Origin of the sequence: Streptomyces sp. NPDC014891 (assembly GCF_043081085.1) — a bacterium.
GTDB lineage: Bacteria > Actinomycetota > Actinomycetes > Streptomycetales > Streptomycetaceae > Streptomyces.
On sequence record NZ_JBIBWF010000003.1, the window covers coordinates 295127 to 320846 of the forward strand.

20 protein-coding genes are annotated in these 25720 nt (G+C 73.3%); 10 read left to right on the forward strand and 10 right to left on the reverse strand.

From position 1 onward, the window contains the following. Positions 1–33: 33 nt before the first annotated feature. Complete coding sequence (locus ACF09E_RS09665; protein WP_392204645.1) at positions 34–1638, reverse strand: FGGY family carbohydrate kinase; 1605 nt, start codon at positions 1636–1638, stop codon at positions 34–36. 138 nt (positions 1639–1776) lie between these two features. Between ACF09E_RS09665 and xylA the strand changes: the two genes are divergently transcribed. The 4 genes from xylA (at position 1777) to ACF09E_RS09685 (ending at position 6006) form a co-directional block, all read left to right on the forward strand. Further along, the gene (gene xylA / locus ACF09E_RS09670; RefSeq protein ID WP_392204646.1) at positions 1777–2946 is read left to right on the forward strand and encodes a xylose isomerase; all 1170 of its coding nucleotides are present in this window, start codon (positions 1777–1779) and stop codon (positions 2944–2946) included. Positions 2947–3206: 260 nt separating this feature from the next. Continuing rightward, complete coding sequence (locus ACF09E_RS09675) at positions 3207–3923, forward strand: (Fe-S)-binding protein (RefSeq protein ID WP_392205004.1); 717 nt, start codon at positions 3207–3209, stop codon at positions 3921–3923. Positions 3924–3952: 29 nt separating this feature from the next. After that, positions 3953–5356, forward strand: a complete 1404-nt coding sequence (locus tag ACF09E_RS09680) for a lactate utilization protein B (protein ID WP_392205005.1) — start codon at positions 3953–3955, stop codon at positions 5354–5356. Continuing rightward, the gene (locus tag ACF09E_RS09685) at positions 5353–6006 is read left to right on the forward strand and encodes a lactate utilization protein C (RefSeq protein WP_392204647.1); all 654 of its coding nucleotides are present in this window, start codon (positions 5353–5355) and stop codon (positions 6004–6006) included. Before ACF09E_RS09680 ends, ACF09E_RS09685 begins: the two co-directional genes overlap by 4 nt. A gap of 178 nt (positions 6007–6184) precedes the next feature. On the opposite strand, the gene ACF09E_RS09690 is transcribed toward ACF09E_RS09685, so the two are convergent. From ACF09E_RS09690 to ACF09E_RS09705, 4 genes are all read right to left on the reverse strand, one after another. Further along, positions 6185–6640 (reverse strand): pyridoxamine 5'-phosphate oxidase family protein, encoded by a 456-nt coding sequence (locus ACF09E_RS09690; RefSeq protein ID WP_392204648.1) that lies wholly within the window; start codon positions 6638–6640, stop codon positions 6185–6187. 83 nt (positions 6641–6723) lie between these two features. Then, positions 6724–9855: a tetratricopeptide repeat protein gene (locus ACF09E_RS09695; protein WP_392204649.1), complete on the reverse strand. Its 3132-nt coding sequence runs from the start codon at positions 9853–9855 to the stop codon at positions 6724–6726. Positions 9856–9877: 22 nt separating this feature from the next. Then, entirely contained in the window at positions 9878–10381 is a 504-nt protein-coding gene (locus ACF09E_RS09700) for a hypothetical protein (protein ID WP_392204650.1), read from the reverse strand. A 193-nt stretch (positions 10382–10574) separates the two neighbouring features. Then, on the reverse strand, positions 10575–11000 hold the full coding sequence (locus ACF09E_RS09705; RefSeq protein ID WP_392204651.1) for a DUF4328 domain-containing protein: 426 nt from the start codon (positions 10998–11000) through the stop codon (positions 10575–10577). A 1179-nt stretch (positions 11001–12179) separates the two neighbouring features. Here ACF09E_RS09705 and ACF09E_RS09710 point away from each other — a divergent pair. After that, positions 12180–13916: a glycoside hydrolase family 6 protein gene (locus ACF09E_RS09710; RefSeq protein WP_392204652.1), complete on the forward strand. Its 1737-nt coding sequence runs from the start codon at positions 12180–12182 to the stop codon at positions 13914–13916. Between the two features lie 254 nt (positions 13917–14170). On the opposite strand, the gene ACF09E_RS09715 is transcribed toward ACF09E_RS09710, so the two are convergent. Then, on the reverse strand, positions 14171–15202 hold the full coding sequence (locus ACF09E_RS09715) for a LacI family DNA-binding transcriptional regulator (RefSeq protein ID WP_392204653.1): 1032 nt from the start codon (positions 15200–15202) through the stop codon (positions 14171–14173). Positions 15203–15571: 369 nt separating this feature from the next. Here ACF09E_RS09715 and ACF09E_RS09720 point away from each other — a divergent pair, with 369 nt between their 5' ends. From ACF09E_RS09720 to ACF09E_RS09735, 4 genes are all read left to right on the forward strand, one after another. Next, positions 15572–16909: an ABC transporter substrate-binding protein gene (locus ACF09E_RS09720; protein ID WP_392204654.1), complete on the forward strand. Its 1338-nt coding sequence runs from the start codon at positions 15572–15574 to the stop codon at positions 16907–16909. A gap of 86 nt (positions 16910–16995) precedes the next feature. Further along, entirely contained in the window at positions 16996–17997 is a 1002-nt protein-coding gene (locus tag ACF09E_RS09725) for a carbohydrate ABC transporter permease (protein WP_392204655.1), read from the forward strand. Between the two features lie 4 nt (positions 17998–18001). After that, the gene (locus tag ACF09E_RS09730; RefSeq protein ID WP_392204656.1) at positions 18002–18925 is read left to right on the forward strand and encodes a carbohydrate ABC transporter permease; all 924 of its coding nucleotides are present in this window, start codon (positions 18002–18004) and stop codon (positions 18923–18925) included. Between the two features lie 82 nt (positions 18926–19007). Continuing rightward, complete coding sequence (locus tag ACF09E_RS09735) at positions 19008–20450, forward strand: GH1 family beta-glucosidase (protein ID WP_392204657.1); 1443 nt, start codon at positions 19008–19010, stop codon at positions 20448–20450. Between the two features lie 55 nt (positions 20451–20505). Here the strand turns inward: ACF09E_RS09735 and ACF09E_RS09740 are convergent, their stop codons facing one another. Then, positions 20506–22104 (reverse strand): hypothetical protein, encoded by a 1599-nt coding sequence (locus ACF09E_RS09740; RefSeq protein WP_392204658.1) that lies wholly within the window; start codon positions 22102–22104, stop codon positions 20506–20508. A gap of 329 nt (positions 22105–22433) precedes the next feature. Here ACF09E_RS09740 and ACF09E_RS09745 point away from each other — a divergent pair, with 329 nt between their 5' ends. Next, on the forward strand, positions 22434–23369 hold the full coding sequence (locus ACF09E_RS09745; RefSeq protein ID WP_392204659.1) for a glycerophosphodiester phosphodiesterase: 936 nt from the start codon (positions 22434–22436) through the stop codon (positions 23367–23369). A gap of 3 nt (positions 23370–23372) precedes the next feature. On the opposite strand, the gene ACF09E_RS09750 is transcribed toward ACF09E_RS09745, so the two are convergent. The 3 genes from ACF09E_RS09750 to ACF09E_RS09760 are packed head-to-tail and all read right to left on the reverse strand — an operon-like array spanning position 23373 to position 25653. Beyond that, on the reverse strand, positions 23373–24440 hold the full coding sequence (locus ACF09E_RS09750) for a CU044_5270 family protein (protein ID WP_392204660.1): 1068 nt from the start codon (positions 24438–24440) through the stop codon (positions 23373–23375). Then, a complete protein-coding gene (locus ACF09E_RS09755) occupies positions 24437–25102 on the reverse strand; it encodes an RNA polymerase sigma factor (protein ID WP_392204661.1) in 666 nt (221 codons plus the stop codon). The genes ACF09E_RS09750 and ACF09E_RS09755 overlap by 4 nt, the downstream gene beginning before the upstream one ends. Continuing rightward, positions 25099–25653 carry an HD domain-containing protein gene (locus tag ACF09E_RS09760; protein WP_392204662.1) on the reverse strand — a complete coding sequence of 185 codons (555 nt, stop codon included), beginning with the start codon at positions 25651–25653 and terminating at the stop codon, positions 25099–25101. The genes ACF09E_RS09755 and ACF09E_RS09760 overlap by 4 nt, the downstream gene beginning before the upstream one ends. Positions 25654–25720 lie beyond the last annotated feature (67 nt).

Here is a 25720-nt window from a genome sequence, read left to right on the forward strand (position 1 = left end):
GGCCCGCCGTACCGCCCCACCGCGACGGTTCGTTCACCGAACCCCGTCGGCGGAGGCGCTCCCGGCTTCGCGGGGCCCCGGCGTCAGCAGGGTCGGTGTGGCGGCCGACAGGACTCCCGCGATGCGGTCCCAGGCCTCCTCGTCGCGGCCGACCGCGGGCAGGGTCTCGCCCGTGCCCGTGCCCCAGGCGGTCGCCAGGGCGACCGGGTCGGCGCCGGACACCGCGGCCGCCGCGAGGGCCGCCGCGCCGAGGGCGACCAGTTCGCCGGCGGCCGGGACCACCAGCGGCCGCCCGGAGAGCCGGCGGACGGTCTCGGTCCAGACCCGGCCGCGCGCACCGCCGCCGATCAGCCGCAGCGGCCTGTCGCGGACGTCGGGGGCGGCCGGGTCGAGGCCGCAGGCGGCGAGCAGGTGGTCGAGGGCGCGCAGGACCGTGAAGGCCGCGCCCTCGTAGGCGGCGCCGAGGACGGACCGCGGGTCGGTGCCGTGCCGCAGGCCGGTGACGAGCCCGGCGGCGTGCGGCAGGTCGGGGGTGCGTTCGCCGTCGAGGTACGGAAGCACGACCACGCCGCCGCCACCGCCGGCTCCGCCGGGCAGGGCGTCGTCGCGGTCCAGGCCGAGGAGCGTGGCGAACCGGTCCACGGCGAGCGTGCAGTTGAGGGTGCAGCCCAGCGGCAGGTGCGTCCCGTCCGTGGCGGCGAAGCCGGCGAGTCCGGCGTCGGCGGGCCGTGCGCGGGTCGCGGCGAAGACCGTGCCGGAGGTTCCGAGGCTGACGACCGGATGGTCGAGGAGGCCTGCGCCGCCGAGGCCGAGGCCGACCGCGGCGGCCATGTTGTCGCCGGTCCCGGCGGCGACGACGACGGTCCGGGGCAGCCCGAGGGCCTCGGCGGCGGCCGCGGTCAGGGTGCCCACGGGTGTGGCGCCGCCGGGTGCGACGGCCGGCAGGAGGGCGGGGTCGAGGCCGATGAGGTCCAGGATCCCGTGGTCGTAGGCGCCGGCGGGCTCCTTCCCTTCGGACGCGTCGGCGCGTGCGGCCCCGGACGCGCCGCCGGGTTCCGCGCGGCCGCCGCTGCCGTACCAGCACGTCCCCGAGGCGTCTCCCGGGTCGGTCACCGCGACGCCGGCGAGGCGCTCCGTCAGGTGGTCGTGCGGGAGGCGGACCCCCGTGACGGCCTCCGCGCGGCGGGGTTCGTGCTCGCGGAGCCACTGCCACTTCGCGGCGGTCATGGAGGCGACGGGCACCGAACCCGTGCGGCGCAGCCAGCCGGCCGGACCGCCCAGCCGGCCGGCGAGGGCGGCGGCCTGCGGGGCGGAGCGGGTGTCGTTCCAGAGCAGGGCGGGGCGCAGCGGGCGTCCGTCGGCGCCGAGGGTGACGAGGCCGTGCTGCTGTCCGGCGACGGCGATCCCGGTGACCGCCGAGGCCGGGACGCCCGCCTCCCGGACGGCCGTGCGGACGGCGGCGGCGAGCGCGGTCCACCACTCTCCGGGGTCGCTCTCGCGCGCGCCGGAGGAGCCGGTGACGGTGTGCGGTGCGCGGCCGACGGCGAGCAGTTCGCCGGTGGCGGCGTCGACGGCCGCGGCCTTGGTGGACTGCGTGGAGCTGTCCACGCCGATCACGACGGAGCGTCTGGCGGGCACGCCCTCACCTCTTCCCTGTGGTGCGTCGCCGAAGGTCGTCACGGGAGCCGGTTCGCGACGGGGGCTGGCGCCCCGGTGTCTCCGTCCCGTATTAGTTATCTCAGAAAACAAATCCCGAGAGCAAGAGAGGGACACACCATGCCGGAGCTCTTCTCCCCCACCCCCGAGGACCGTTTCACCTTCGGCCTGTGGACCGTCGGATGGCAGGGCCGGGATCCGTTCGGCGAGGCCACCCGCCCCGCCCTCGACCCGGTCGAGACGGTCGAGCGGCTCGCCGCCCTCGGGGCGTACGGGGTCACCTTCCACGACGACGACCTGATCCCCTTCGGCACGCCGGAGGCCGAGCGCGACGCGATCGTGAAGCGCTTCCGGGACGCGCTCGACCGCACGGGGCTCGCGGTGCCGATGGCCACCACGAACCTCTTCACCCACCCCGTCTTCAAGGATGGCGGGTTCACCGCCAACGACCGGGACGTGCGCCGCTTCGCGCTCCGCAAGACCCTCCGCAACATCGACCTGGCCGTCGAGCTCGGCGCCACCGTGTACGTGGCCTGGGGCGGCCGGGAGGGCGCCGAGTCCGGCGCGGCGAAGGACGTCCGGGTCGCGCTCGACCGCATGAAGGAGGCCTTCGACCTGCTCGGCCAGTACGTCACCGAGCAGGGCTACGACCTGCGGTTCGCCATCGAGCCCAAGCCGAACGAGCCGCGCGGGGACATCCTGCTGCCCACCATCGGGCACGCCCTCGCCTTCATCGAGCGCCTGGAGCGCCCCGACCTCGTGGGCGTGAACCCGGAGACGGGCCACGAGCAGATGGCCGGGCTGAACTTCCCCCACGGCATCGCGCAGGCCCTCTGGGCCGGCAAGCTCTTCCACATCGACCTGAACGGCCAGTCCGGCATCAAGTACGACCAGGACTTCCGCTTCGGCGCGGGCGATCTGCGCCAGGCGTTCTGGCTGGTGGACCTGCTGGAGACGGGCGGCTACGAGGGCCCGCGCCACTTCGACTTCAAGCCGGTGCGGACGGACGGCTCCGACGGGGTGTGGGAGTCCGCGAAGAACTGCATGCGCAACTACCTGATCCTGAAGGAGCGTGCGGCCGCCTTCCGTGCCGACCCGGACGTGCGGCAGGCCCTGGCCGCCTCCCGGCTGCCCGAACTGGCCGTTCCCACCGCGGCCGACGGCCTCGCGGAACTGCTCGCCGACCCCACGGCGTACGAGACCTTCGACGCGGACGCGGCGGCCGCCCGTTCCATGGCCTTCGAGCACCTCGACCAGCTGGCCCTGGAGCACCTGCTCGGGGTCCGCTGACGCCCGCGCCCCGCGCAGCAGGCGGCGCCACGCGCGGGCGTGGCGCCACGCCCGCGGGACACCCGCTCGTCGCCCGCGGCCGGACCCTGCGAGACTACGGACCGCGGGGCCGCCGGGGCGCGGTCGGCCGCGCACCGAACCCGTCCGTACCGAGAACACCGAGATCCCCGAGGACACCGAGGCCCCCGAGGACGCGGTGGGCCCGGGGCACCGTGCCGGAGGAGCCGCGCGTGAAGGCAGAGAAGCCGGAGGAACCCGTGCTGCGTGTCGCCCTGTTCGTGACCTGCGTCAACGACGCCCTCTTCCCCGCCACCGGCATCTCCACCGTCCGCCTCCTCGAACGCCTGGGCGTCCGGGTCGACTTCCCGGCCGCGCAGACCTGCTGCGGGCAGCCGCAGTTCAACACCGGATACCGCGCCGAGACCGCGCCCCTCGTCCGCCGCACGGTCCGGGCCTTCGACGGATATCCGTACGTGGTCACCCCGTCGGGCTCCTGCGCGGCGATGGTGCGCCGCCACTACGCCTCCTTCGGCGCGGAGGCCGGGGAACTGGCCCCCCGCGTGTACGAGCTCACGGAGTTCCTGGTGGACGTGCTCGGGGTGACGGACGTGGGCGCGTACTTCCCGCACCGGGTGACGTACCACCCGTCGTGCCACGGACTGCGCCTGCTCGGGCTCGGGGAGCGGCCGCGGCGGCTCCTGGAGGCGGTGAAGGGCCTGGATCTCGTGGAGCTGCCGGGCGCGGAGGAGTGCTGCGGCTTCGGCGGCACGTTCGCGGTGAAGAACCCGGACGTGTCGGCCGCGATGGGAGCCGACAAGATCGCGAACGCGCTGTCCACGGGCGCCGAGGTGCTGTGCGGCGCGGACAACTCCTGCCTGCTGCACGTGGGCGGCATGCTGAGCCGGCAGGGGGCGCCGCTGCGGACGGTGCACCTGGCGGACGTCCTGGCGAGCACGGAAGAGGAGCCCTGGCGGTGAACGAGACGCACGGCGGGACCTTCCTCGGCATGCCGGCCTTCCCGGAGGCCGCGCGTGCGGCGGTCGGGGACGCCCGGCTCCGCGCCAACCTGCGGCACGCCACCGGCACCATCCGCGACAAGCGGGCGCGGGCCGTGGCGGAACTCGACGACTGGGAGCAGCTGCGCCGGGCCGGCAAGGAGATCAAGGACCGGACGCTCCGTCATCTCGACGAGCACCTGCTCCGGTTGGAGGAGGCGGTGACGGCGGCGGGCGGCACCGTGCACTGGGCCGCCGACGCCGCCGAGGCCAACCGGATCGTCACCGGTCTCGTCCGCGCGACCGGCGAGACGGAGGTCGTGAAGGTCAAGTCGATGGCCACCCAGGAGATCGGACTCAACGAGCACCTGGCGGCCGAGGGGATCGCCGCGTACGAGACGGATCTCGCGGAGCTCATCGTGCAGCTCGGCGACGACCGGCCCTCGCACATCCTCGTTCCCGCCATCCACCGCAACCGGGCCGAGATCCGCGACATCTTCCGCGAGAGGATGGGGCGTTGGGGCCGGCCCGCGCCCGAGGCACTGGGCGACACCCCGGCCGAACTCGCCGAGGCGGCGCGCCTGCACCTGCGGGAGAAGTTCCTGCGGGCCCGGGTCGGGATCTCGGGGGCGAACTTCATGGTCGCCGAGACCGGCACCCTGGTCGTGGTCGAGTCCGAGGGCAACGGCCGGATGTGCCTGACGCTGCCCGAAACCCTGATCTCCGTCGTCGGGGTGGAGAAGGTGGTGCCGACCTGGCGGGACCTGGAGGTGTTCCTGCAGACGCTGCCGCGCTCCTCCACCGCCGAGCGCATGAACCCGTACACCAGCATGTGGACCGGCACGAGCGAGGACGACGGGCCGTCCGCCTTCCATCTGGTGCTCCTCGACAACGGGCGCACGGACGCGCTCGCCGACGAGGTCGGACGGCAGGCGCTGCGCTGCATCCGCTGCTCGGCCTGCCTGAACGTCTGCCCGGTGTACGAGCGGGCCGGCGGGCACGCGTACGGCTCCGTCTACCCCGGACCGATCGGCGCGATCCTCAGCCCCCAGCTGCGGGGCACGGCGAGCGAGGTCGACGCCTCCCTGCCGTACGCCTCCTCGCTCTGCGGGGCCTGCTACGAGGTGTGCCCGGTCGCCATCGACATCCCCGAGGTCCTGGTGCACCTGCGCGAGCGGGTCGCCGGCGAGGGCGGGAAGGGGCACCGCCTCGAACGGGCGGCGATCAGGGCGGCGTCCTGGCTGCTCGACCACCCGGCCGCCCTCACCGCGGGCGAGCGCGTCGCCTCTGCCACCCGCGCGCTGCACCCGAAGCGGCTCCCGGGGCCGGGCGCCGGACCGTGGTCCGAGCACCGGGACCTCCCCGGACTGCCCGCCGAACCGTTCCGCGACTGGTGGAAGAGGAACCGCTCATGACCGGGGGAAGCCCCGTGCCCGACGCACGCGCGCGCGTGCTCGCCAGGATCAGGGCCGCCGTCGCCGACGCGCCCGAGCCCCCGGAGGTCACCCGCGACTACCTCGGCCGCCACGGCACCGAGGACCCCGACGCCCTCCTCGACCTGCTCCACGAGAACCTCACCGACTACCGCGCCCACGTCCACCGCACCCCGCCCAGCGGTCTGCCGGGGCTCGTCGCCCGCATCCTCGCGGAGCGCGGCGCCCGCAGTGTGGTGGTCCCGCCCGGGCTCCCCGAGGAGTGGCTCGCCGCGACCCGGGCCGAACGGCGGACCGACACGCCCCGGCTCACCCCGCGCGCACTCGACGGCACCGACGCCGTCGTGACGGGATGCGCGCTCGCCGTCGCCGAGACCGGCACGATCGTCCTCGACGGCGGCCCCGGTCAGGGCCGCCGCGCCCTCACTCTCGTCCCCGACCTCCACGTGTGCGTGGTGCGGGCGCCCGGCCAGGTGGCGGCCTCCGTACCGCAGGCGCTCCCCCGGCTCGACCCGACCCGCCCCTTGACCTGGATCTCGGGCCCCTCGGCGACGAGCGACATCGAACTCGACCGGGTCGAGGGCGTCCACGGCCCGCGGACGCTGGAGGTCGTCCTGCTGACCGAGAGTTGAAGCGACGCGACAGGTGCCGGGCGGCTCGGGGCGGCCCCGGACACCCGTCGAGGGCCGGACCGCGGGTCGGTGGGCCGGTCGGGACCCCGGCGGGCGCCATGCGATGGCCCGGCCCGGGGCTCACCGACCCGGCCCCGTGCCGGGCCGGCCCACCGACCCGGCCCGGACCGCCTCCGGCTCAGACCGTCCAGGCGCCGTCCCGCATCAGGTGGCGCCCGGCCAGTTCGGGCTCCTCCAGCCAGGCCTCGACGGCGGTGGGGCGGACCCGGAACCAGCCGTACGAGGGACCCGAGTTCCGCGGGTCCCAGCCGCACTTCGCGGCGAAGCCGTCGATCGCCTCGGTCGGCACCTCGCCGACCGCGAGCGTCGTCACGTCCCCGTCGATCAGCACCACGTCCCGGGTGTGCCCGAGGGCGAGCCGGGTCCGCGCGCCGGCCGCGAGGTTGCGGCCGGTGGGGTTCGTCAGCCGGGTGCACAGCCAGATGTCCGCGCCGTCCCAGTGGAAGGCCAGCGGCACGAGGTAGGGCCGGGCGTCGGCGCTCGCCGACGCCACCCAGATGTCCACCTCCTCCGCCAGTCGGGCGAGGACGTCCTTCTTGCGCTGCTCGGGCTCTCGAATCGGGTGCGTCGTCATGGCCCCGACCCTACGCCGAGTGGATCACGCGGGGGTGGTGGTCCCGGTCGGCGTCCGCCCCCCTCCTCCAGGACAGCCGCGGCCTACCCGGATGAGGACGGACGTCGGCGCCACGGCCGGCGGCGCGCTCGACGCCTGACATGCTTGGCCGTCCGGTACACGCCCGAGAGACTCAGCCACGTGGCGCGGGTGTCCGGGTGCTTCGGGCCGAGCAGCCTCCTCTGCCGCACGTACGTGTCCTTGAGGAGCGGGAGGGCCTGGTCGAGGTCTCCCGCGGTGGCGAGGGCGACGGCCAGGTTGTGGCGGGTGACGAGCGTGTGCGCGTGGCTTTCTCCGAGGCTCATGGTGCAGACCATGAGGTTGTCCTCGTGGAGCAGCACGGCCCGGTCCGGTCGGCCCGCCTCCTGGTACGCCCCGGCGAGACCGTTGCGGGCGGCGAGCGTGTCGGGGTGGACGGGCCCGTGCACCTGCTCCAGGCCGTCGAGAGCCCGCTCGAAGAGGGGCACGGCCAGGTCCGGGCTGCCTGCGAGCCGGTGGGTGTGCGCGAGCATGGCGAGGACGGCGAGGGTGTCCGTGTGGCGCGGGCCGAGGGCGTGGGTCCGGGCCCGGTACGTCTGTTCGTACAGCGGGACGGCCAGACCGGCGTCACCCGCCTCGCGGTGGGCGTCGGCGAGGTGGCGTCTCGTGGTGAGGGTGTCGGGATGTTCCTCGCCCAGGGAGCTCTCCCGTGCTCGGAGGATCTCCTGGAAGAGCGGAACGGCCTGCTCGGGGCTTCCCGCCATGAGGTGGGCGACCGCCAGGTTGTGGCGCACGGTGAGGGACGCGGGGTCGTCGGCGCCGAGCAGGTCGCGGTGTTCGAGGTCCGCCTGCGCGAACAGCGGAAGTGCCCGGTGCGGATCGTGGACGGACAGGAGCCCGTAGCCGATGTCGACGCCACGGGTGTCGGGACGGCTCCCGTCCTGCGGGGCCGTGCTCCCCTGCCGGGGAGCGCCGAGGCGAGCAGCCCGCTCCGGATCGCCGGCCGCCCGGAGGGCGAGAGCGAAGGCGACCCGGAGGGCGCGGGTGATGCCGTGTTGTTCGCCGTGCACCCGCTCCATGCCGGGCAGGACCTCGTCGAACAGCTCGACGGCCCGGTCCGGCTCGCCCGCCTCCCGGTACGCACCCGCCAGGTTGCCCCGCACGAGGAGGGTGTCCGGGTGTTCCTCGCCCATGACGCGTTTCATGTCGCGGACGATGTCCTCGAAGAGGTGAACGGCCCGAGCCGGGTCCTCGCGCGCCGTACGCGCTGCCGTCAGGTTGCTCCGCGTCACGAGGGTGAGGTGATGGTCCTCACCGAGGACGCGGCGGCACGCGACGAGGTTCTCCGTGAACAGGCGTGTCGCCTCGGCGTGATCACCCGTCACCAGCCGTATGTGGCCCCGGGTGTTACGGGCGGCGAGAGTGCTGAGGTCCTCGTCGCCCGTGGCACCGTCGACGACCGGGTCGGGCGCGTTGTCCGGGCCGAGCAGGGCGAGGGCCTCTTCCGGGTCGCCCGTGGCCCGGTGGGCGTCGGCCAGGTTGTTGCGGCCGGCGAGGGTGAGGGGATGCGCCGGCCCCAGCACGCGGTGCGCGTCGTCGAGCGCCCGCTCGTACAGCGCGACGGCCTGCCGCACGTGCCCCGAGGCCTCGAGGGCGTGCGCCAGGTTGTGGCGGCAGGCGAGCGTGTGGACGTCGTCGGGGCCGAACTCCCGCTCGTGGTGGACGGAGGCTCGGCGGAGGTGGGCGGTGGCCCTGGCGGCGAAGCCCTGGCCGAGAAGGAACACACCGGCGTGGTGGAGGAGCCGCGCCGTGGCGTCGGTGTCCTCGGACGAGGGCGTGTGTGCGGCGATGGCGTCCATATGGGGAAGCAGGGTGCGCCCGGTGGCCCAGGTGCCGGTGTCGTTCCAGTCGACCGGCCGCACAGCGGCTTCCAGCGCGTCCGTCGCGCGGGTTCGTGCCGCGGTGACGAGGCCTGGTGTGCGGTGCGGGTCGTCGCCGTCGGGGGTGCGGGCGACGGACTGCACCAGCCGGTGCACGGAGAGCGCTCGCGCGGCGGGGTCCACCGTGATCATGCTGTACGCGTGGAGGGAGCCGATCGCGCCCGCGACCGCGATCGGCTGGTAATCGCCTTCCAGCAGGTATGCGGGAATGCCGTCAGGCGCGTACCAGGCCAAGGTGCGCATCATGTCGGAGGCGAGCGGCTGGTGTTCACGGATCCGGTCGAGGGTCACGCGCCAGATGCGGGCGATGGTGCGCTCCGCGACGGTGAAGCCCTCACCACCCTGCTCGTACAGCGGGGCGGGTTCCTGCCGGAGCAGCTCCAGATAGGCGCGCGGGGTCAGCAGCGGGTTCTGGGCGAGGAAGGCGGCGGCCTGTTCGACGGCGAGGGGGAGATGCCCCAGGTCCTCGCAGAGGGCGGCCGCTCCGTTCATGTCCCGGCCACCGCCACCGGCCCGGGCGATGTGGGTGAGCAGGGCCAGCGACTCGGCCGGTTGCAGGACGTCGAGCCGGATGACGGCGGTGGCGTCGTGCCAGACCGTGGCGAGTCTGCTGGTGATGAGGAAGCGGCCGTCGGGCAGCCGGGCCAGCAGCGGGGCGATGTCGGCGACGTGGTTGACATTGTCCAGGACGAGGACCCAGCCGCGGTGGGCGGCCAGCCACTGCAATGCGTTCTCGGCGAGGGCCTCCACCGTCAGCACCTTGGAAGTGGCGGGCTGCAGGGCGGTGGCCAGGGCGGCGAGGCCCTGCTCCACGCTCGCCGCGCTGTCGGCGGAGATCCAGCGGACCGGTGCGAGTCCGTGGCGGGCGGCTCGGGTGGCGGCCCAGTGCGCGGCCAGCGTGCTCTTGCCGACCCCGCCGAGACCGTGGACGGCCTGGAGCCACACGCCACCGGTCGCCTTCATGGCGGCGTCGAGGCGGTCGAGTTCGGCGGCGCGTCCCACGAAGTGACTCGTCCGATAGGGCAGGTTGTCCAGCCCGGGCCGGGCCTTCACCTTGGCCACGGGTCGTACCGCGTCGGACGGCAGCACGACGCTGGAGTGGTCGTTGTAGATGCCAGAGACAGCGATCCCGCCGTTCGTCGCGGTCGCGTCGCCGCTGTGCGAGACCTGCTGCCCGGAGGGATCGCCGCCGACCGTCCCGCCGGCCAGGGTGCGCCTCCCGGCGTCGTACCTTCTTCCCCACCGCCACTTCGCCATGCCGTCGACCCCGTCTCCTCTTCTAGCCGTTGACGACGCCGCTGACGGCGGTGGATCCCAGGCCGGTGGCCTCCGCGTCCCCGGTGCGCACGGCCCGGGCGGCCGCCGGTCCACCGCCCGAGCGCTGCACTCCCGACACCGCGCTGGCGCCGTCGCGCGCCAAGGCGTTGCCGGTGTCGAGTGCTGTGTCCCCTGTGGCATCGGCGACGCGGTCCGCCAGCGTGCGCAGCCCCTGGACGACTCGCTCCCGGTCCTCTCCGTCGAGGGATTCGAGCAGGGCGGTGAACCGTTCCTGCCAGGCGCCTTCCTGACGGAGTACCTCCCGGTCCGAGTCGGCGGTGCTCGGCTCGAGGGCGCGGGCCGTACGGTCGAGGCGTTCCAGTTCGGCCCGTCCCCGCTCGGCGTCGCCGCGGCCGACGAGCTCGGCGACCCGGGCCCGCACCTCGTGCCAGGCGTCCGTTCCGGCGGCCTGGACCACCGCCCCGCCGCCCGCCGCGGCCAACGCCGCCAGAGCCTCGGCCAACACGGCCCTCACCCGCCCCTCGCCTTGGGAAACCTATCGGCAACATACCTGCGGCCTGTCACCTACGGGGTCCGAATCAGGTCAGTCGCCTGAGCATCACAAGCGGGGCCGTTCATCGGCACCGGGGGCGCCGCTGTCGCGAGGTCCGGCAGGCGTGCGCGGGCCGGGCCTGCCCCCACGGGGTGGGACCCGGAGGTCAGGTCATGTTGAAGTACGGCAGCGGGCCCGCCGGCTGACCGGCGGTCACCCGGCGGATCACCGCGATCGCGAGGAGCGCGCAGAGGAGGCTGATGCTCTGGTCGACCGGATTGCGGTAGTCGAAGTGGTCGAGGAACAGGTAGTGGAACGCCACGGAGAGGGGGCCGTCGGCCAGCCAGACGAACCACCAGGCGTTGATCAGCCAGGCGTCGCGGGGCGGTCCGCCGGCCCGGTGGATGTCCAGGGTGATGCGGCGCGGCAGCCACCACATGGCGAGCGGGACGGCCCAGGCGCCGATGGCGAAGCCGACCGGGTACCTGTGACCGCCCGGGGCGATGACCTCGGCGTTGGCGCGGACGCGGAAGAACCAGACGAGGAACGCGGCCCAGCACGACAACTGGAGCACCGCGGGGAACGGGACCATGTCCTCGGCCAGCCACGGGAGTCCTTGCCGCCGCTCGCCAGGATGTAGACGTCGGTGAGGGCCTGGGTGGCGATCAGCGACTGGATCAGGACGGCCGGGCCGACCGGATTGCGGAATCTGAAGCGCGGGCCCCGCACGGCGGCCGGTCCGACCGGCACGTCGTAGGCGCCCATGGAATCCACCCCGGGATGCGGTGACGCCGCCGCGGTGCGCCGCGGCAGCGGTGATCACCGCAATGGTAGGGGCGGTCCGGCCGGGTCGTCCCCGGACGACATCCCTGTTCGGGGGCCGCCAGGACCCGTCGTCCGCGGAGCCGCTCCGCGCGGGGCGGCCGCTGTCCGAGCGGCTCCTCGGACGCGTCCACGGCCTGGGTGACGTCCGCCCGGAGGCGGGTCCCTCGTGGTCGGAGGTGTGGCATGCGAGTGGTTCTCCTCGCGGCTCGGGGCATCGGGTGAGCGGAGAGCGCTACGTGCGTGGAGACACGTTCTGAACCAGTGGGAGCGCTCCCACTGTGCAGGGGGGACGCAACGGCGTCAAGACGCGTGAAGAGTTGAAGGCTCTGGACGAGGAATTTACTCAACTCCTCTTTTCCTTGGCATGAGTTGACGCTACGGTCTGCCCGACCAGTGGGAGCGGATCCGTCCGGTCGGCGCACCGTCGCAGGTGTGCCCGTACTGCGAGGAATCGCTCATGCGACATCCCCACGTCTGTCGGCGCCGCCCGCACGAGCGGCGCCTCCGACGGCGCGCACCGCCGCCGTGGGTGCGGCCGCCGGAGCACCGGCCGCACCCGTCCACGGTGGAACGCCGAGCCGCCGACCGGCGGCCACCGGGGCGCCGGCACCGTCACCCGCCGTCGCGGCGAGCCTGCCGGGCGGAGCCCCGGCTCCGCCCGGCAGGTTCACCTTCCGCACGCACTGCCGCACCTTCGGCATCTCCCGCACCTCCATGCCCGCCGCACCTTCCGCACCTCCATGCCCGCCGCACCCGCGGCCGTCGACCGCGCCATGGAGCGGTTCGACGAGCGCGACCTCCCGCACGGAGTCGGGATCCGGCATGCCCGCAACCCGAACTCCCCTCCCGACCAGCCCCCTTCGCACGACGGCACACTCATCGCATTCGGCACCGGACCGCGCGGTCACCCCGCGCCGTCCCACCCCCGAGAGGAACCCCCACCCGCATGAGCCGCACCCGTCACACCGCCCTTCTGGCGGCCCTCGGCCTCGTCACGGCCACCGGCGCCACCGCCACCGTCCTCGGCACCGCGAGCGCCGGCGCCGCCGCCCCCGGCTGCAGGGTCGACTACCAGATCACCAACCAGTGGAACACCGGCTTCGGCACCAACGTGACCGTCACCAACACCGGTGACCCGGTCGCCTCCTGGACCCTCGAGTGGACCTACGCCGGCAACCAGCAGGTCACCCAGGGCTGGAACGCGACCCTCACCCAGTCCGGCGCCGCCGTCACCGCCAAGAGCCTCTCCTACAACGGGGCCCTGGCCACCGGCGGGTCGACCTCCTTCGGCTTCAACGGCTCCTACAGCGGCACCAACGCCGTGCCCGCCGTCTTCAGGCTCAACGGGGTCGTCTGCAACGGCGCCACCGAGCCGACCACTCCCCCGACCACCCCGCCCACCACTCCCCCCACCACGCCGCCGCCGACCGGCGGCAGGGCCGACAACCCGTACGCCGGAGCCAAGGTGTACGTGAACCCCGAATGGTCCGCGAAGGCGGCGGCCGAACCGGGCGGCTCGAAGGTGGCCGACCAGCCCACCGCCGTCTGGCTGGACCGGATCGCCGCCATCAACGGGTCGAGCACCTCCATGGGGCTGCGCGCCCACCTCGACGAGGCCCTGGAACAGAAGGGCTCCGGCGAGCTCGTCGTCCAGCTGGTCGTCTACAACCTGCCCGGCCGCGACTGCGCCGCGCTCGCCTCCAACGGCGAGCTGGGCCCCACCGAGATCAACCGCTACAAGACCGAGTACATCGACCCGATCGCCGCGATCCTCGCCGACGCCAAGTACGCGGGCCTGCGGATCGTCACCACGGTCGAGATCGACTCGCTCCCGAACCTGGTCACCAACGTCTCGGGCCGCCCGACGGCCACCCCCAACTGCGACGTCATGAAGGCCAACGGCAACTACATCACCGGCGTCGGCTACGCGCTCCGGAAGCTGGGCGCGATCGGCAACGTCTACAACTACGTGGACGCGGGCCACCACGGCTGGCTGGGCTGGGACGACAACTTCGGCCCGTCCGCCGAACTGTTCAAGCAGGCCGCCACGGCCGAGGGCTCGACCCTCGCCGACGTCCACGGCTTCATCGTCAACACCGCCAACTACAGCGCCCTGAAGGAGGACCACTTCACCATCGCCGACAGCGTCAACGGCACCTCCGTACGCCAGTCGAAGTGGGTCGACTGGAACCGGTACACCGACGAACTGTCGTACGCCCAGGCCATGCGCGCCAAGCTGGTATCGCTCGGCTTCGACGGCAACCTCGGCATGCTGATCGACACCTCCCGCAACGGCTGGGGCGGCACCGCACGGCCCACCGGTCCGGGCGCCACCACGAGCGTCGACACGTACGTCAACGGCGGCCGTTACGACCGGCGCATCCACCTCGGCAACTGGTGCAACCAGTCCGGGGCCGGCCTCGGCGAGCGGCCCCAGGCGGCGCCCGCCGCGGGCATCGACGCGTACGTCTGGGTCAAGCCCCCGGGCGAGTCCGACGGCGCCAGCAAGGAGATCCCGAACAACGAGGGCAAGGGCTTCGACCGGATGTGCGACCCGACGTACACGGGCAACGCCCGCAACGGGAACAGCATGTCGGGCGCGCTGCCGGACGCCCCGATCTCGGGGCAGTGGTTCTCGGCCCAGTTCCAGGAGCTCCTGAAGAACGCCCACCCGGCGCTGTAGCCCTTCCCACGGAGACCCCGCGGCCGGCCCCACCCCCTCGCGGGTCACGGCCGGCCGCGGGAACCGTCACAGCCGACGCCGGAGACGGCACGGCCGGCCGCCGGAGCCCGTCACGGTCGGCCGCACCAGCCGTCGCGCGCCGGGGCGGGACCCGTCGCGCGTCGGCTGCGGGAATCGTCACGGCCGGTCGCCGGACCCGCCGCGCGTCGGCCGCGCCCGGGTACCGCCCGCTCGCGGACGGCCCCGCGGGCCGCTCAGCACGACCTCCGTACGACCAGCTCCGTCGGCAGCACGTGCCGGCGGGGCTCCCCGGGTTCCGTCTCCATCCCCTGGATCTCCCGGATGAGCATGCGGGCCATCGTGCGGCCCATCTCCTCGATGGGCTGCCGCACGCTCGTCAGCGGCGGGTCCATCAGCCGCGCCACCGGGGAGTCGTCGACGCCGACGAGCGCGACGTCCCGGGGCACCCGCCGGCCGGCCTCCCGCAGCGCGGCCCGCGCCCCGGCCGCCATGACGTCGGAGGCGGCGAAGACCGCGTCCAGGTCGGGACTGCGGTCGAGCAGCCTGCGCATGGCCCGCCGGCCGCCCTCCTCGGTGAAGTCGCCCGTCGAGACGAGCCCTTCGTCGGGGGCGAGCCCGGCCTCCGCGAGCCCCGCGCGGTAGCCGCCGAGCCGGGCCCGTGCCACGTACATGTCGAGGGGCCCGGTGACGGTCGCGATCCTGGTCCGTCCCCGCCCCACGAGGTGGGCGACCGCCGCGCGCCCGGCTCCGATGTTGTCGGAGTCGACGTACGGCACGGGCTCCGCCTCCGCGCGGCGTCCGTTCATGACGACCGGCAGCCCCAGTTCCCGGATCCGGTCGGGCAGCGGGTCGTCCCCGTGGACCGAGGCGAGCAGGACGCCGTCGACGCGCTGGGCCGCCAGGTACTGCTCGAAGCGCTGCCGCTCCTGCTCGCTGCGGACCAGGGTGAGCAGCAGCTGCTTGTCGGCCTCGGCGAGTTCGGCGCTGACCCCGCGGATGAGGTCGAGGAAGTAGGGCTCGGCGAAGAGCCGGGCCTCGGCCTCGGGGATGACCAGCGCGATCGCGTCGGTGCGGCTGCCCGCGAGGGCGCGGGCGGCCTGGTTGGGGACGTAGCCGAGTTCGGCGACGGCCCGGGCGACGGCCGTCCTGGTCCGCTCGCTGACCCGGGGGGAGCCGTTGATCACCCGGGAGACCGTTCCCCGGCCGACCCCGGCCCTGGCCGCGACCTGCTCCAGGGTGGGTCTGCCGCTCTGCCGTCCGCTCACCGCTCCCGAACTCCCCTCGTAGGACCACGCGCAGCTCACCAGCGCCGCGCCGAGGTCGGCCCAGCGGATGGGAGCGCTCCCACACTAGTCCAAGGTCGCGCCCGGACGCCATGACGTGTGTTCAGGAGATGACGCGACGGGGCCCGCCCAGGTCCGCGAAACCCCCGGAAAACCTTCCGGTAACGAATCCGCGTTCATGTCTTGACACTCGCCCCCGCCAGGCAGCAACCTTCCGGCAACGACGTGGGAGCGCTCCCACCCGGGACGCACACAACCTTGCATCGAGTCCTGGCGGGCGCCGCCGAGCCGCGATCAGCCGGCCGGGCCTCTGGGCGCACAACGAGCACCACCTTGGACGAGGAGAGTGGAATGCGCACTTCCAGCAGCAGACGCGGACGCCGTGCGGCGATCGCGGCGGTCGCCGTCGTCGTGACCGGCACGACCCTGCTCACCGGTTGCGGCAGCGACGACGAGGGCGGCGGCAAGGGCGGCGGCGAGAAGATCACGCTGCGGATCGGGACCTTCGGTTCGTTCGGCTACGACGACAAGACCGGCGCGAAGCTCTACGCCGAGTACGAGCGGCTCCACCCGAACATCGAGATCGAGGAGTCGAACGTCTCCGACGGCCAGAAGTACTGGGACACGCTCAAGCTGCGTCTCGCCCAGAACAGCGGCGTCGCCGACATCCAGGCCGTCGAGGTGGGCTACATCGCCGAGGCGACCGGCCCGGCCATGGCGAACAAGTGGGTCGACCTCGGCAAGGAGGGCGGCGCCAGGATCGACGCCTTCCTGGACTGGAAGGTCAAGCAGGCGACGACCGGCGACGGCAAGGTCATCGGCCTCGGCACCGACATCGGCCCCATGGCCATCTGCTACAACAAGGACCTGTTCGCCAAGGCCAAGCTGCCCACCGAGCGCGAGGCCGTCGGCAAGCTCTGGTCCGGCGACTGGGCCAAGTTCATCGCGACCGGCGAGAAGTACAAGGCCGCCGCCCCCGCCGGGACCGCCTTCCACGACTCGGCCAGCGGGCTCTTCAACGCCGTGGTCTCCAGCGACCCGGTGCAGTACGCCGACGCCGCCGGCAAGCTCGACTGGGAGAACAGCCCCGGCGTGAAGAACGCCTGGGACACCGCGGTCAAGGCCGCCCAGGGCGGACTGACCGCCAAGCTGCGCCAGTTCGACGAGAAGGGCACCTGGAACGCGGCCTTCAAGAACTCGAAGTTCGCCACCGTCGCCTGCCCCAGCTGGATGACCGGCATCATCAAGGACCAGGCCGGTCCCGCCAACCAGGGCAAGTGGGACATCGCCGCGCCGCCGGTCGCCGGCAACTGGGGCGGCTCCTTCCTCGCGGTGCCCAAGGCGGGCAAGCACACCAAGGAGGCCGCCGAACTGGCCGCCTGGCTGACGGCTCCGGCCCAGCACGCGAAGGTCTTCGCGGTCAACGGAAACATCCCCTCGTCCAAGGACACGCTCACCTCCTCGGCGGTCCAGGAGGCGAAGCTCCCGTACTTCGGCGACACCCCGGTCGGCAGGATCTTCTCCAGCGCCGCCTCCGGGATCACCCCGGCCTCGATCAGCCGCTACGACGGCCAGGTCAAGACCTTCCTCACCGACAACGGCATCCTCGACATCGAGCAGCGCGGCACCGACCCGGTCAAGGCCTGGGAGAACGTCAAGAAGCTGGTCGACGACAAGATCGACCAGTAGCGGGGACACCTGCCGGGCCGCCCCGACGCGCGGCGGCCCGGCACCGTCCGCAGCACCGCACGCATCGACCCTGGAAGGACGCCCCCGTGGCCACCTCCGTTCGGGCGAAGCCGGACGGCTCCCCGCCGCCCGCCGCACCGCCCTCCTCCCCCGGCCCGCGCGCCCGCCGCTCCCCCGGCGGCCTGCGCAGCACGCTCTACCGCTGGGACATCAAGGCGATCCCGTACGTCTTCGTCACTCCCTTCTTCCTCACGTTCGCCGCCTTCGGCCTCTTCCCGCTGATCTACACCGGCTGGCTCTCGCTCCACCGGGTGGAGCTCGGCGGGGACCCGAGCTGGAAGGGCCTGGAGAACTACACCGACCTCGCGACCAGCGAGTTCTTCTGGAACGCGCTCGCCAACACCTTCACCATCGGGGTCATCTCCACCGTCCCCCAGCTGCTCATGGCGCTGGGCCTGGCCCACCTCCTCAACTACAAGCTCCGCGGCCGGGGCTTCTTCCGGGTCGCGATCCTCGCGCCGTACGCCACCTCGATCGCCGCGGCGACCCTGGTCTTCGCCCAGCTGTTCAACACCGACTACGGGATGATCAACGGTCTCCTCGGCTGGGCCGGGATCGACCCGGTGAACTGGGAGTCCTCCAAGTGGCCGGCGCAGATCGCCATCTCGGTGATCGTCACCTGGCGGTGGACCGGCTACAACGCGCTGATCTACCTGGCCGCCATGCAGGCCGTCCCGCAGGACCTGTACGAGGCGGCGTCGCTCGACGGGGCCTCGCGCTGGCGCCAGTTCCTCAGCGTCACCATCCCGTCGATCCGGCCGACCATCCTCTTCACCGTCGTCGTCTCCACCATCGGCGCGACCCAGCTGTTCGGCGAGCCGATGCTCTTCGGCGGCAGCGTCGGGATCAGCGGCGGCAGCGGCAACCAGTTCCAGACGCTGAGCCTGCTGATGTACGAGAAGGGCTGGGTGACCGGCGCCCTGGGCCAGGCCTCGGCGATCGCCTGGGTGATGCTGCTGCTCCTGCTGCTCGTCGGCGGCGTGCAGGCCCTCGTCTCCCGCCACAACCGCAAGAAGCTGGGGGGCTGACCTCATGGCGCAGACACTCGACAGGAGCCCGGCCGGCGCCGGGACCCCGGCCGCCGCCCCGGCGACCGCACGCCTCGGGCGGCGCTTCGGCCGGGCGGCCGGCCGCCAGCACCACGCCGGGCCGTTCACCTACCTGCTGCTGGTCGCGGCCGCGTTCGTCTCGCTCTTCCCGCTGTACTGGAACGTGGTCGCCGCCTCGCACAGCGGCGAGCGGGTCGTGGAGGCCCCGGCGCCGCTGCTTCCCGGCAAGCGCCTCCTCGACAACCTCTCCTTCGCCTGGAACCAGGTCGACATGGGCGAGGCGCTGATCAACACCACGGTCGTGGCGAGCCTGGTGGCCCTGTCCACCGTGCTGTTCTCCACGCTCGCCGGATTCGCCTTCGCCAAGCTGCCGTTCCGGGGCCGGGGCCTGCTGCTCTCCCTGGTGGTCGCCACCATGACGATCCCGCCGCAGCTCAGCGTGATCCCGCTGTACCAGATCATCACCGACCTCGGCTGGTTCGACCAGCTCCAGTCCGTCGTGCTGCCCTCGCTCGTCGCGGCGTTCGGCGTGTTCTTCATGCGGCAGTTCCTCGTCGAGGCGCTGCCGGTGGAACTGGTCGAGGCGGCCCGGATGGACGGCGCGCACAGCCTCCGGATCATCTGGCACGTGGTCTTCCCGGTGGCGAGGCCCGCCATGGCCGTCCTCGGCATGCTGGTCTTCGTCCAGGCCTGGAACGACTTCTTCTGGCCGTTCATCGCCCTCACCCCGGACGGCAACCCCACCCTCCAGGTGGCGCTCGCCGGACTCGGCGCGGGCAACCACACGGTGGACCACGCGGTCGTGCTGACCGGCGCGCTCATCTCCACCGTGCCGCTCCTGCTGGTCTTCGCCTTCCTGGGCAAGCACATCGTGGGCGGCATCACGGCCGGCGCCGTCAAGAGCTGAACCGCCGCGCCGGCCGCCCCCTCCGAACCTCTCGCACGTCCCGAACGTACCGACCCCGCAACCGCGTTGGGAGCCCTCTCCTATGACCGCGTCCGAAACCCGGCCGCTCACCGCCACCCGTTCGTTCCCGTCCGGCTTCCTCTGGGGCGCCGCCACCGCCGCGTACCAGATCGAGGGAGCGGCGGCCGAGGACGGCCGCACCCCGTCCATCTGGGACACCTTCTCGCACACCCCCGGCAGGGTCTTCGAGGGGCACACCGGCGACGTGGCCGTGGACCACTACCACCGGTTCCGCGAGGACGTCGGCATCATGTCCGAACTCGGCCTGAACGCCTACCGGTTCTCCGTGTCCTGGTCCCGCGTCCAGCCCACCGGGCGCGGTCCGGCGGTCCAGAAGGGACTGGACTTCTACCGGGCGCTCGTCGACGAGCTGCTCGGCGCCGGGATCGAGCCGGCGCTCACCCTCTACCACTGGGACCTGCCGCAGGAGCTGGAGGACGCGGGCGGCTGGCCCGAGCGCTCCACCGCCGAGCGGTTCGCCGAGTACGCGGGGATCGTCGCGGACGCCCTCGGCGACCGGGTGACCCGCTGGACCACCCTCAACGAGCCGTGGTGCAGCGCCTTCCTGGGGTACGGCTCCGGGGTGCACGCCCCGGGCCGGACGGACCCGGTGGCCTCGCTGCGCGCCGCGCACCACCTGAACCTCGGGCACGGTCTGGCGGTCCAGGCGCTCCGCTCCTCGCTCCCCGCCGACCGGCAGATCTCGGTCTCGCTCAACCTCCACGAGGTGCGTCCCCTGACGCGGTCCGCCGAGGACCTCGACGCGGCCCGCCGGATCGACGCGGTCGGCAACCGGATCTGGCTGGGCCCGATGCTGGAGGGGGCCTACCCCGAGGACCTGATCCGGGACACGGCGCAGGTCACGGACTGGTCCTTCGTCGAGGACGGCGACACCGCGACCGCGCGGCAGCCGCTGGACCTGCTGGCGATCAACTACTACACCCCGACGCTCGTCTCACAGGTGCCGGAGGGTGCGGAGAAGCCGCAGGACGACGGTCACGGCGCCAGCGACCACTCGCCGTGGCCGGGCGCGGACTCGGTCGCCTTCCACCGGGCGCCGGGCGAGCCGACCGCGATGGGCTGGGCGGTCGACCCGAGCGCCCTGTACGACCTGCTGACCCGGGTGTCGGCGGCGTACCCCCGTCTCCCGCTGGTCATCAGTGAGAACGGGGCGGCGTACGAGGACGTGGTGTCCCCGGACGGTTCGGTGCACGACCCGGAGCGCGCCGCCTATGTGCACGCGCACCTGGAGGCCGTGCACCGGGCGATCGAGGACGGGGCGGACGTCCGCGGGTACTTCCTGTGGTCGCTGCTCGACAACTTCGAGTGGGCGTACGGCTACGCGAAGCGCTTCGGCGCGGTCCGGGTGGACTACGACACCCTGGAGCGGACGCCCAAGTCCAGCGCCCGCTGGTACGCGCGGGTGGCGCGGACGGGTGAGCTGCTGGCTCCCGACGGCGTCTGACCCGCCCGGGTGGGAAGGCCGTGCCGGTGGTCCGGTACGGCCTTCCCGTGTTCCGCTACGGCTGGGCGTCGAGCCAGCTCAGCTTGTGTCCGTAGAGCACGCGCTGGCAGTAGTCCGTGCCCTCCGGGTCGCCGGAGGCGCGGTTCGCCTTGCAGTCGGAGGCCTGGCCCGGCCGGTGCTCGGAGAGGGACCACAGCCGGCCCGTGCCGCGCTCGATGTACAGGTCCTCGGCCCCGCGGGCGGTCTTGACGGGCTGCCCGGAGGCGACGAGTCGCCCGCTGGTGTCCCAGGTGTGGCGCCAGAGGTTGCCGGGCTCGTCGGTGCCCTTCGACTCGTTCAGGTAGAGGGTGCCCCCGTCGACCGCCGCGCCCTGCGCGCCGCCGTTGGTCAGGGGGAGGTAGTTCGCCCAGCCCTGCGCGGGGACGTCGGCCGAGCGGCCCTCCAGGGCCGCGACCGGGAAGGAGGCGATGCGGCCGGTGGACGGGTAGCCGCTCTCGGGCCGGCAGTACTCGCCCATGATCAGCCGGTCCGGGGTGGTGCTGCGGTCGAGCGAGATGTAGGAGGCCTTGGGCGCTCCGGTGGAGACGCAGGCGTACGAGCCCTTGGGGTTGGTCTGGTCCGCCTTGAACTTCCAGGCGGCCACCTGGGGCATCACGTAGCGGTAGCCGAAGCTGTACCAGACGTTGTTGTGGCGGCCGACCTTGGTCTTGTCCTCGACGTTGGCGGTGGTCTTCACGCCGTCCGAGTCGGCCCCCATCGCGTCGTGCGTCGTGGGGTCGCCGTCCGGGTCCAGGTCCATGATGGTGCGCATGTCGAAGACGCGCAGGCCGTTGCGGGTGTCCGCGACGTAGAGGTAGTTGCCGTACCAGACGATCCCGCCGGCGTGCACGCCCTTCTGGATCGGGTACTCGGCGGCGTGCAGGCCGTCGAAGGAGACGTGGTCGGCCGAGTTGACGTAGGTCCAGCCGAGCAGCACGTGCCGGTACTTCACCTCCGACGTGCCCGTGGCCGGGTTGGTGCGGGTCTGGACGAAGGTGACGCGGACGCCCTTCTGGTTGCAGGCGTCGTTCGCCTCCAGTTCGGCGGTGGTGCAGTCGCCGGCCGAGGGGAGCGGGTCGTTCTCGCGGCCCGGGTCCCAGCCGTCGTAGGAGGCGAAGAGCTGGATGTTGCCGGCCTCGCCCCACAGCTCGTTGAGCTTGGCGTCGGAGACGCCGGTCATGCCCTGGGGGACCCACTCCTGCGAGACGGAGTCGTCGCTCTGCAGGCAGTACTTGATGTCCGGGTCGGGGGCCGTGCCGAAGGGGTCGCGGGAGCACCAGGGCTGCGCGGTCCGGTTGGCCGCGGTCAGCAGGTTCTGGACGCCCGACTTGGGCAGGACGGAGTCCAGTCGGGCCACTCGTGCGGTGGTCTCGGCGTTCATCGCGCCGGGCGCCATCGTGAAGTCGCCCGGGGAGGCGGCGCCGCCGGGCTCGGTCCAGGCGCGGGTGCCGAACGGGGAGGCGGTCTTCTCGGTGGTGCGGGGTTCCTGGATCCAGCTCTGCGGGGCCGTCGGCGGCAGGTCCTCCGCCTGGGCGGGTGCCGCGAGGCCGGTGAACGCGAGCGAGGCCGTCGCGACGGCCGTGAGCCACGTGCGGCGTATGCGCCTTGTGGGCATGTGGGGTTGTCTCCGTTGCTCCTGGGTCGACAAGTCGAACGGAGGGTTCCAGAACGCGCGAGCGAAAAGCAAACGTGTTCTCGTCGGTCGTGACGGGTCGACACCGGGTGCGCCGGCGAGGAGGATCCGGTCATTCCGGCGCGCCCGGGACGGGTCGGACTTCGGGCGGCACGGGCGGTGTGCGGGCCCTCGCCGGTTTCCGGGTGACGTGTCGCGGGGGGCCTCCGGAGCTCTTCCGCGGCCGCCGGTCCGGCGGGCTCCCGGCGCGACGCGGGAAGCCGCTCCCCGGTCCGGCCCGGCGGGCCCGCCTCCCCTTAGGGTGGGCGATCATGAGCAACCCTCACTCGCCCGCCGCCCGGTTCCGCCGGCTCCGCGGGACCGCAGGCCCGGCCGTCGTCGTCACCGCCCTCGCCGGTTTCGCGGTCGTGCTCGTCACCACCGCCCCGCCCTCGCTGGCGGCCCTGCGTCCGGCCGTCCGCCCGGGACCGGGCGGCGCCGCGGCGACGAGTCCCTGGCTGCGTCCGGCGGGCGCCCCGGTGACCGTGATCGCGCACCGCGGGGCCTCGTCGGCCGCCCCGGAGAACACCCTGGTCGCCGGCGAGGTCGCCCGGCGCGGCGGGGCCGTGTGGATCGAGAACGACGTGCAGCCCAGCGTGGACGGCGTGCCGTACGTGCTCCACGACGCGACCGTCGACCGCACGACGGACGGCACCGGTCCGATCCGCTCGCTGACCGCCGCCGAGCTGGACTCCCTCGACGCCGGTTCCTGGTTCGCGCCGTCCTTCGCGGGCACGCACGTGCCCACGCTGGAGGCCCAGCTGGCGGACCTGCGCCGGCGCGGCGGGAATCTGCTCCTGGAGGTGAAGGGCCGTCACACCCTCGACCAGGTGCGCCGGATCGTCGATCTGGTGCGCGCGCAGGGGATGAGCGACCGGGTCTTCGTCCAGAGCTTCGAGGTCTCGCACCTGCGGTACGTCCACCAGCTGGCCCCCGAGCTCCCCCTGGGGCTGCTGCGGGACACCCTGGACGCGGACCCCGTCGCGCTCGCGGCGGACCTGCACCTGGCGTCGTACAACCCCTCGGACCGGGCGCTGTCCGCCCGTCCGGAGGTGGTCGGCGATCTGCACGCGGCGGGTGTCGCCGTGAACGTCTGGACGGTCGACAGCCCGACCCGGTGGAAGGCCCTGGACGCGCTCGGGGTGGACGGGATCATCACCAACCGCCCGACGGAGCTGGGCGGTTGGTCGTCCGGCCGGGTGTCCTGAGGGCTACGGCACGACCTTGATGCCGTCGACGAAGGCCCGGACCATCACCGCGTGGGTGTAGACGACGGTTCCGGGCTTGATGAGGCCGCCCTCTCCGCCGTCGCCCTCGACCTGGACGGTGCGCTCGCCCAGGAAGGCGTAGGTCGTGGCGTCGAAGATCCACTCGGTGCGTTCGCCGCTGTGCTCGTCGAGCCGGGCCACGGCGACGCCCTTGCGGCCGGCGGCGTCGGTGGCCTCCTCCACCTTCACCACACCGGGGATCTTCGCGGCGGCCCGGTACAGGGCGGCGGCGAGCTTCGGAGTGGGCCAGCTCTCGCCGAGGAGGTCTCCGATGGTGGTGAAGGCCTGCTGGTCCCTGCCGTTGCCCTGCCCCTCGGTCTCCTTGTAGATCTTCCGCAGCAGCGCGTCGGGATCGGTGGGGAGGGTCGCGAGGTAGTCGTGGGAGGGCGCGCCGAGGTGCGGGGTCGGCACGTCGCCCTTCTCGTCGCGGCCTTCCAGGGTGATGCCCTCGGGGCCGGTGTTGCCGGGCTCAATGAGCCAGCCCTTGAGGCCGTCGGGCGAGCGCCAGGACTGCCGGGTGTGGAGGGGGTCGCTGACGAGGCTGCTCCGGCCGTCGACGGTCTTGACGTGGGTGTTCGCGGCGCGGGTCTCGATGTAGATGTACTGGCCGGCGCGGCCGTTCGGCACCTCGGCCCCGGCGGCGGCGAGCGAGATGCGGTCGAGGAGCCGGGGGGCGCCCGCGGCGTCGGCCGCGCCGATGCTGGTGGTGAGGGCCGGGCCGGCGGCGCGGTCGTCGGTGTGCTGCGTGCCGCCGGGGGTCAGGACGAGGACGCCGACGGCGAGCGCGCCGGCGAGTGCGGTGACGGCGGGCAGCAGGATCGCCTTGCGCAGCAGGGGGTTGCGCGGGGTGCGCGCGGCCGCGGCGGTGCGGCGGTCGTCGTGGATCTGGCTCATCAGGCGCTCCTTGTGGAACTGGTGGCGGCCCGGGGGGAGGTCGTGCTCCTCGATCGCGGGAAGGCCTCCGGGGTGGAGCCGGTTCGCCGTACGGGTCTCGTCGGGTTCGGGGTTCATCGGATTCCTTCCTGCGCGGGCCGGACCGCGTTCTCGCGATCACCTGTTGTCTGTCGGGTGCGGGAGGCGGGTTCCCGCTTTCCCGGGGCCGGTTCGGTTCTCTCCCGGGCGAGTTCGGCCTCGGCGCCGGTACGGAGCTTGGCGCGGGCCCGGGAGAGGCGGGAGCGGACGGTGCCGACGGGGATGCGCAGGGCCCGGGCGACCTCGGTGTAGGCGAGGCCCTCCCAGAGGCAGAGGACGAGCACCTCGCGTTCGGTGCGGCGGAGCGTGCCGAGGGCCCGGAGGGTGGCGGCGATGCGGCGGCGGTCGTCGATCCGGCCGGCGACCTCGGAGGCGTGGTCGGGCACGGCGGCGTCGGCCCGTCCGGCGGCGGCGTACGCCTCGGCGGCCGCACGGTAGCGGCGGTTGCCGCGGCAGTGGTTGCGGGAGACGTTGGTGGCGACGCCGAGCAGCCAGGGCCGCAGGGAGCCCCCGTCCGGGTCCACCTTCTGCCGGAGCCGCCAGGCCTCCAGGAAGGTGGCCGCCATCACGTCCTCGGCGACCGACCAGTCGCCGGTGAGCCGGAAGGCGTGGTTGTAGACGCTCCGGGCGTAGGAGTCGAAGAGTTCGGCGTAGGCCGAGGGGTCTCCGGCCCGGATGCGGGTGCGCAGGTCGATGTTCACGTCTCTCGTCTGTCCGGCTCCCTGAGCGGGTTCCGGTGACGCGCGTCACAGGGCTCGGGGAGCTCCGCGAGGAGGTCGGGGTTGACGATGCGCAGGACGGTGGCGATCCGTTCGGGGTCGGCCGCCGCCCACAGCACCGTGCGGGCCGCCCGGTACTTGGCGGCGAGCCGTTCCCGCTGTGCGGGCGGCAGGGCGGCGGACCGGTCGGCGCGGCTGTTGTGGGCGTTGTCGGCGATCTTCACGAGGGTGGCCTCGGGGTCCCGGGTGATCCGGCGGATCTTCTCCTCGTAGTCCGTGCCGGGGGTGTTGGTCACGGCCACGACGAGGTCGACGACGCGGTCGGGGATCCCGGCGGCGCGGAGCCGCTCGGGCGTCCAGTCGGTGTCCTCGACGATGTCGTGGAGCAGTCCCGCCATGGCCAGGTGGGGGCCGAGCGGTGCCAGGCCGGCGGCGACCGCGCGGACGTGTTCGACGTACGGGACACCGGTCTTGTCGGTCTGTCCGGCGTGCGCGCGGCCGGCGAGCGCGTCCACTTCGGCGAGAGTCATCATGGCCCCATCATCGCGGGGTGGCCGGAGCCGTCTCCCGCCTCCCCCGCCGGGCGCCGCGCGCGGCCCC

Excerpts from the sequence above, each read along its gene's own strand:
- xylA (WP_392204646.1), top strand. The coding sequence starts at position 1,777 with ATGCCGGAGCTCTTCTCCCCCACCCCCGAGGACCGTTTCACCTTCGGC.
- ACF09E_RS09680 (WP_392205005.1), top strand. The coding sequence starts at position 3,953 with ATGCCGGCCTTCCCGGAGGCCGCGCGTGCGGCGGTCGGGGACGCCCGG.
- ACF09E_RS09685 (WP_392204647.1), top strand. The coding sequence starts at position 5,353 with ATGACCGGGGGAAGCCCCGTGCCCGACGCACGCGCGCGCGTGCTCGCC.
- ACF09E_RS09690 (WP_392204648.1), bottom strand. The coding sequence starts at position 6,640 with ATGACGACGCACCCGATTCGAGAGCCCGAGCAGCGCAAGAAGGACGTC.
- ACF09E_RS09695 (WP_392204649.1), bottom strand. The coding sequence starts at position 9,855 with ATGGCGAAGTGGCGGTGGGGAAGAAGGTACGACGCCGGGAGGCGCACC.
- ACF09E_RS09705 (WP_392204651.1), bottom strand. The coding sequence starts at position 11,000 with ATGGTCCCGTTCCCCGCGGTGCTCCAGTTGTCGTGCTGGGCCGCGTTC.
- ACF09E_RS09710 (WP_392204652.1), top strand. The coding sequence starts at position 12,180 with ATGAGCCGCACCCGTCACACCGCCCTTCTGGCGGCCCTCGGCCTCGTC.
- ACF09E_RS09720 (WP_392204654.1), top strand. The coding sequence starts at position 15,572 with ATGCGCACTTCCAGCAGCAGACGCGGACGCCGTGCGGCGATCGCGGCG.
- ACF09E_RS09730 (WP_392204656.1), top strand. The coding sequence starts at position 18,002 with ATGGCGCAGACACTCGACAGGAGCCCGGCCGGCGCCGGGACCCCGGCC.
- ACF09E_RS09735 (WP_392204657.1), top strand. The coding sequence starts at position 19,008 with ATGACCGCGTCCGAAACCCGGCCGCTCACCGCCACCCGTTCGTTCCCG.
- ACF09E_RS09740 (WP_392204658.1), bottom strand. The coding sequence starts at position 22,104 with ATGCCCACAAGGCGCATACGCCGCACGTGGCTCACGGCCGTCGCGACG.
- ACF09E_RS09745 (WP_392204659.1), top strand. The coding sequence starts at position 22,434 with ATGAGCAACCCTCACTCGCCCGCCGCCCGGTTCCGCCGGCTCCGCGGG.
- ACF09E_RS09750 (WP_392204660.1), bottom strand. The coding sequence starts at position 24,440 with ATGAACCCCGAACCCGACGAGACCCGTACGGCGAACCGGCTCCACCCC.
- ACF09E_RS09760 (WP_392204662.1), bottom strand. The coding sequence starts at position 25,653 with ATGATGACTCTCGCCGAAGTGGACGCGCTCGCCGGCCGCGCGCACGCC.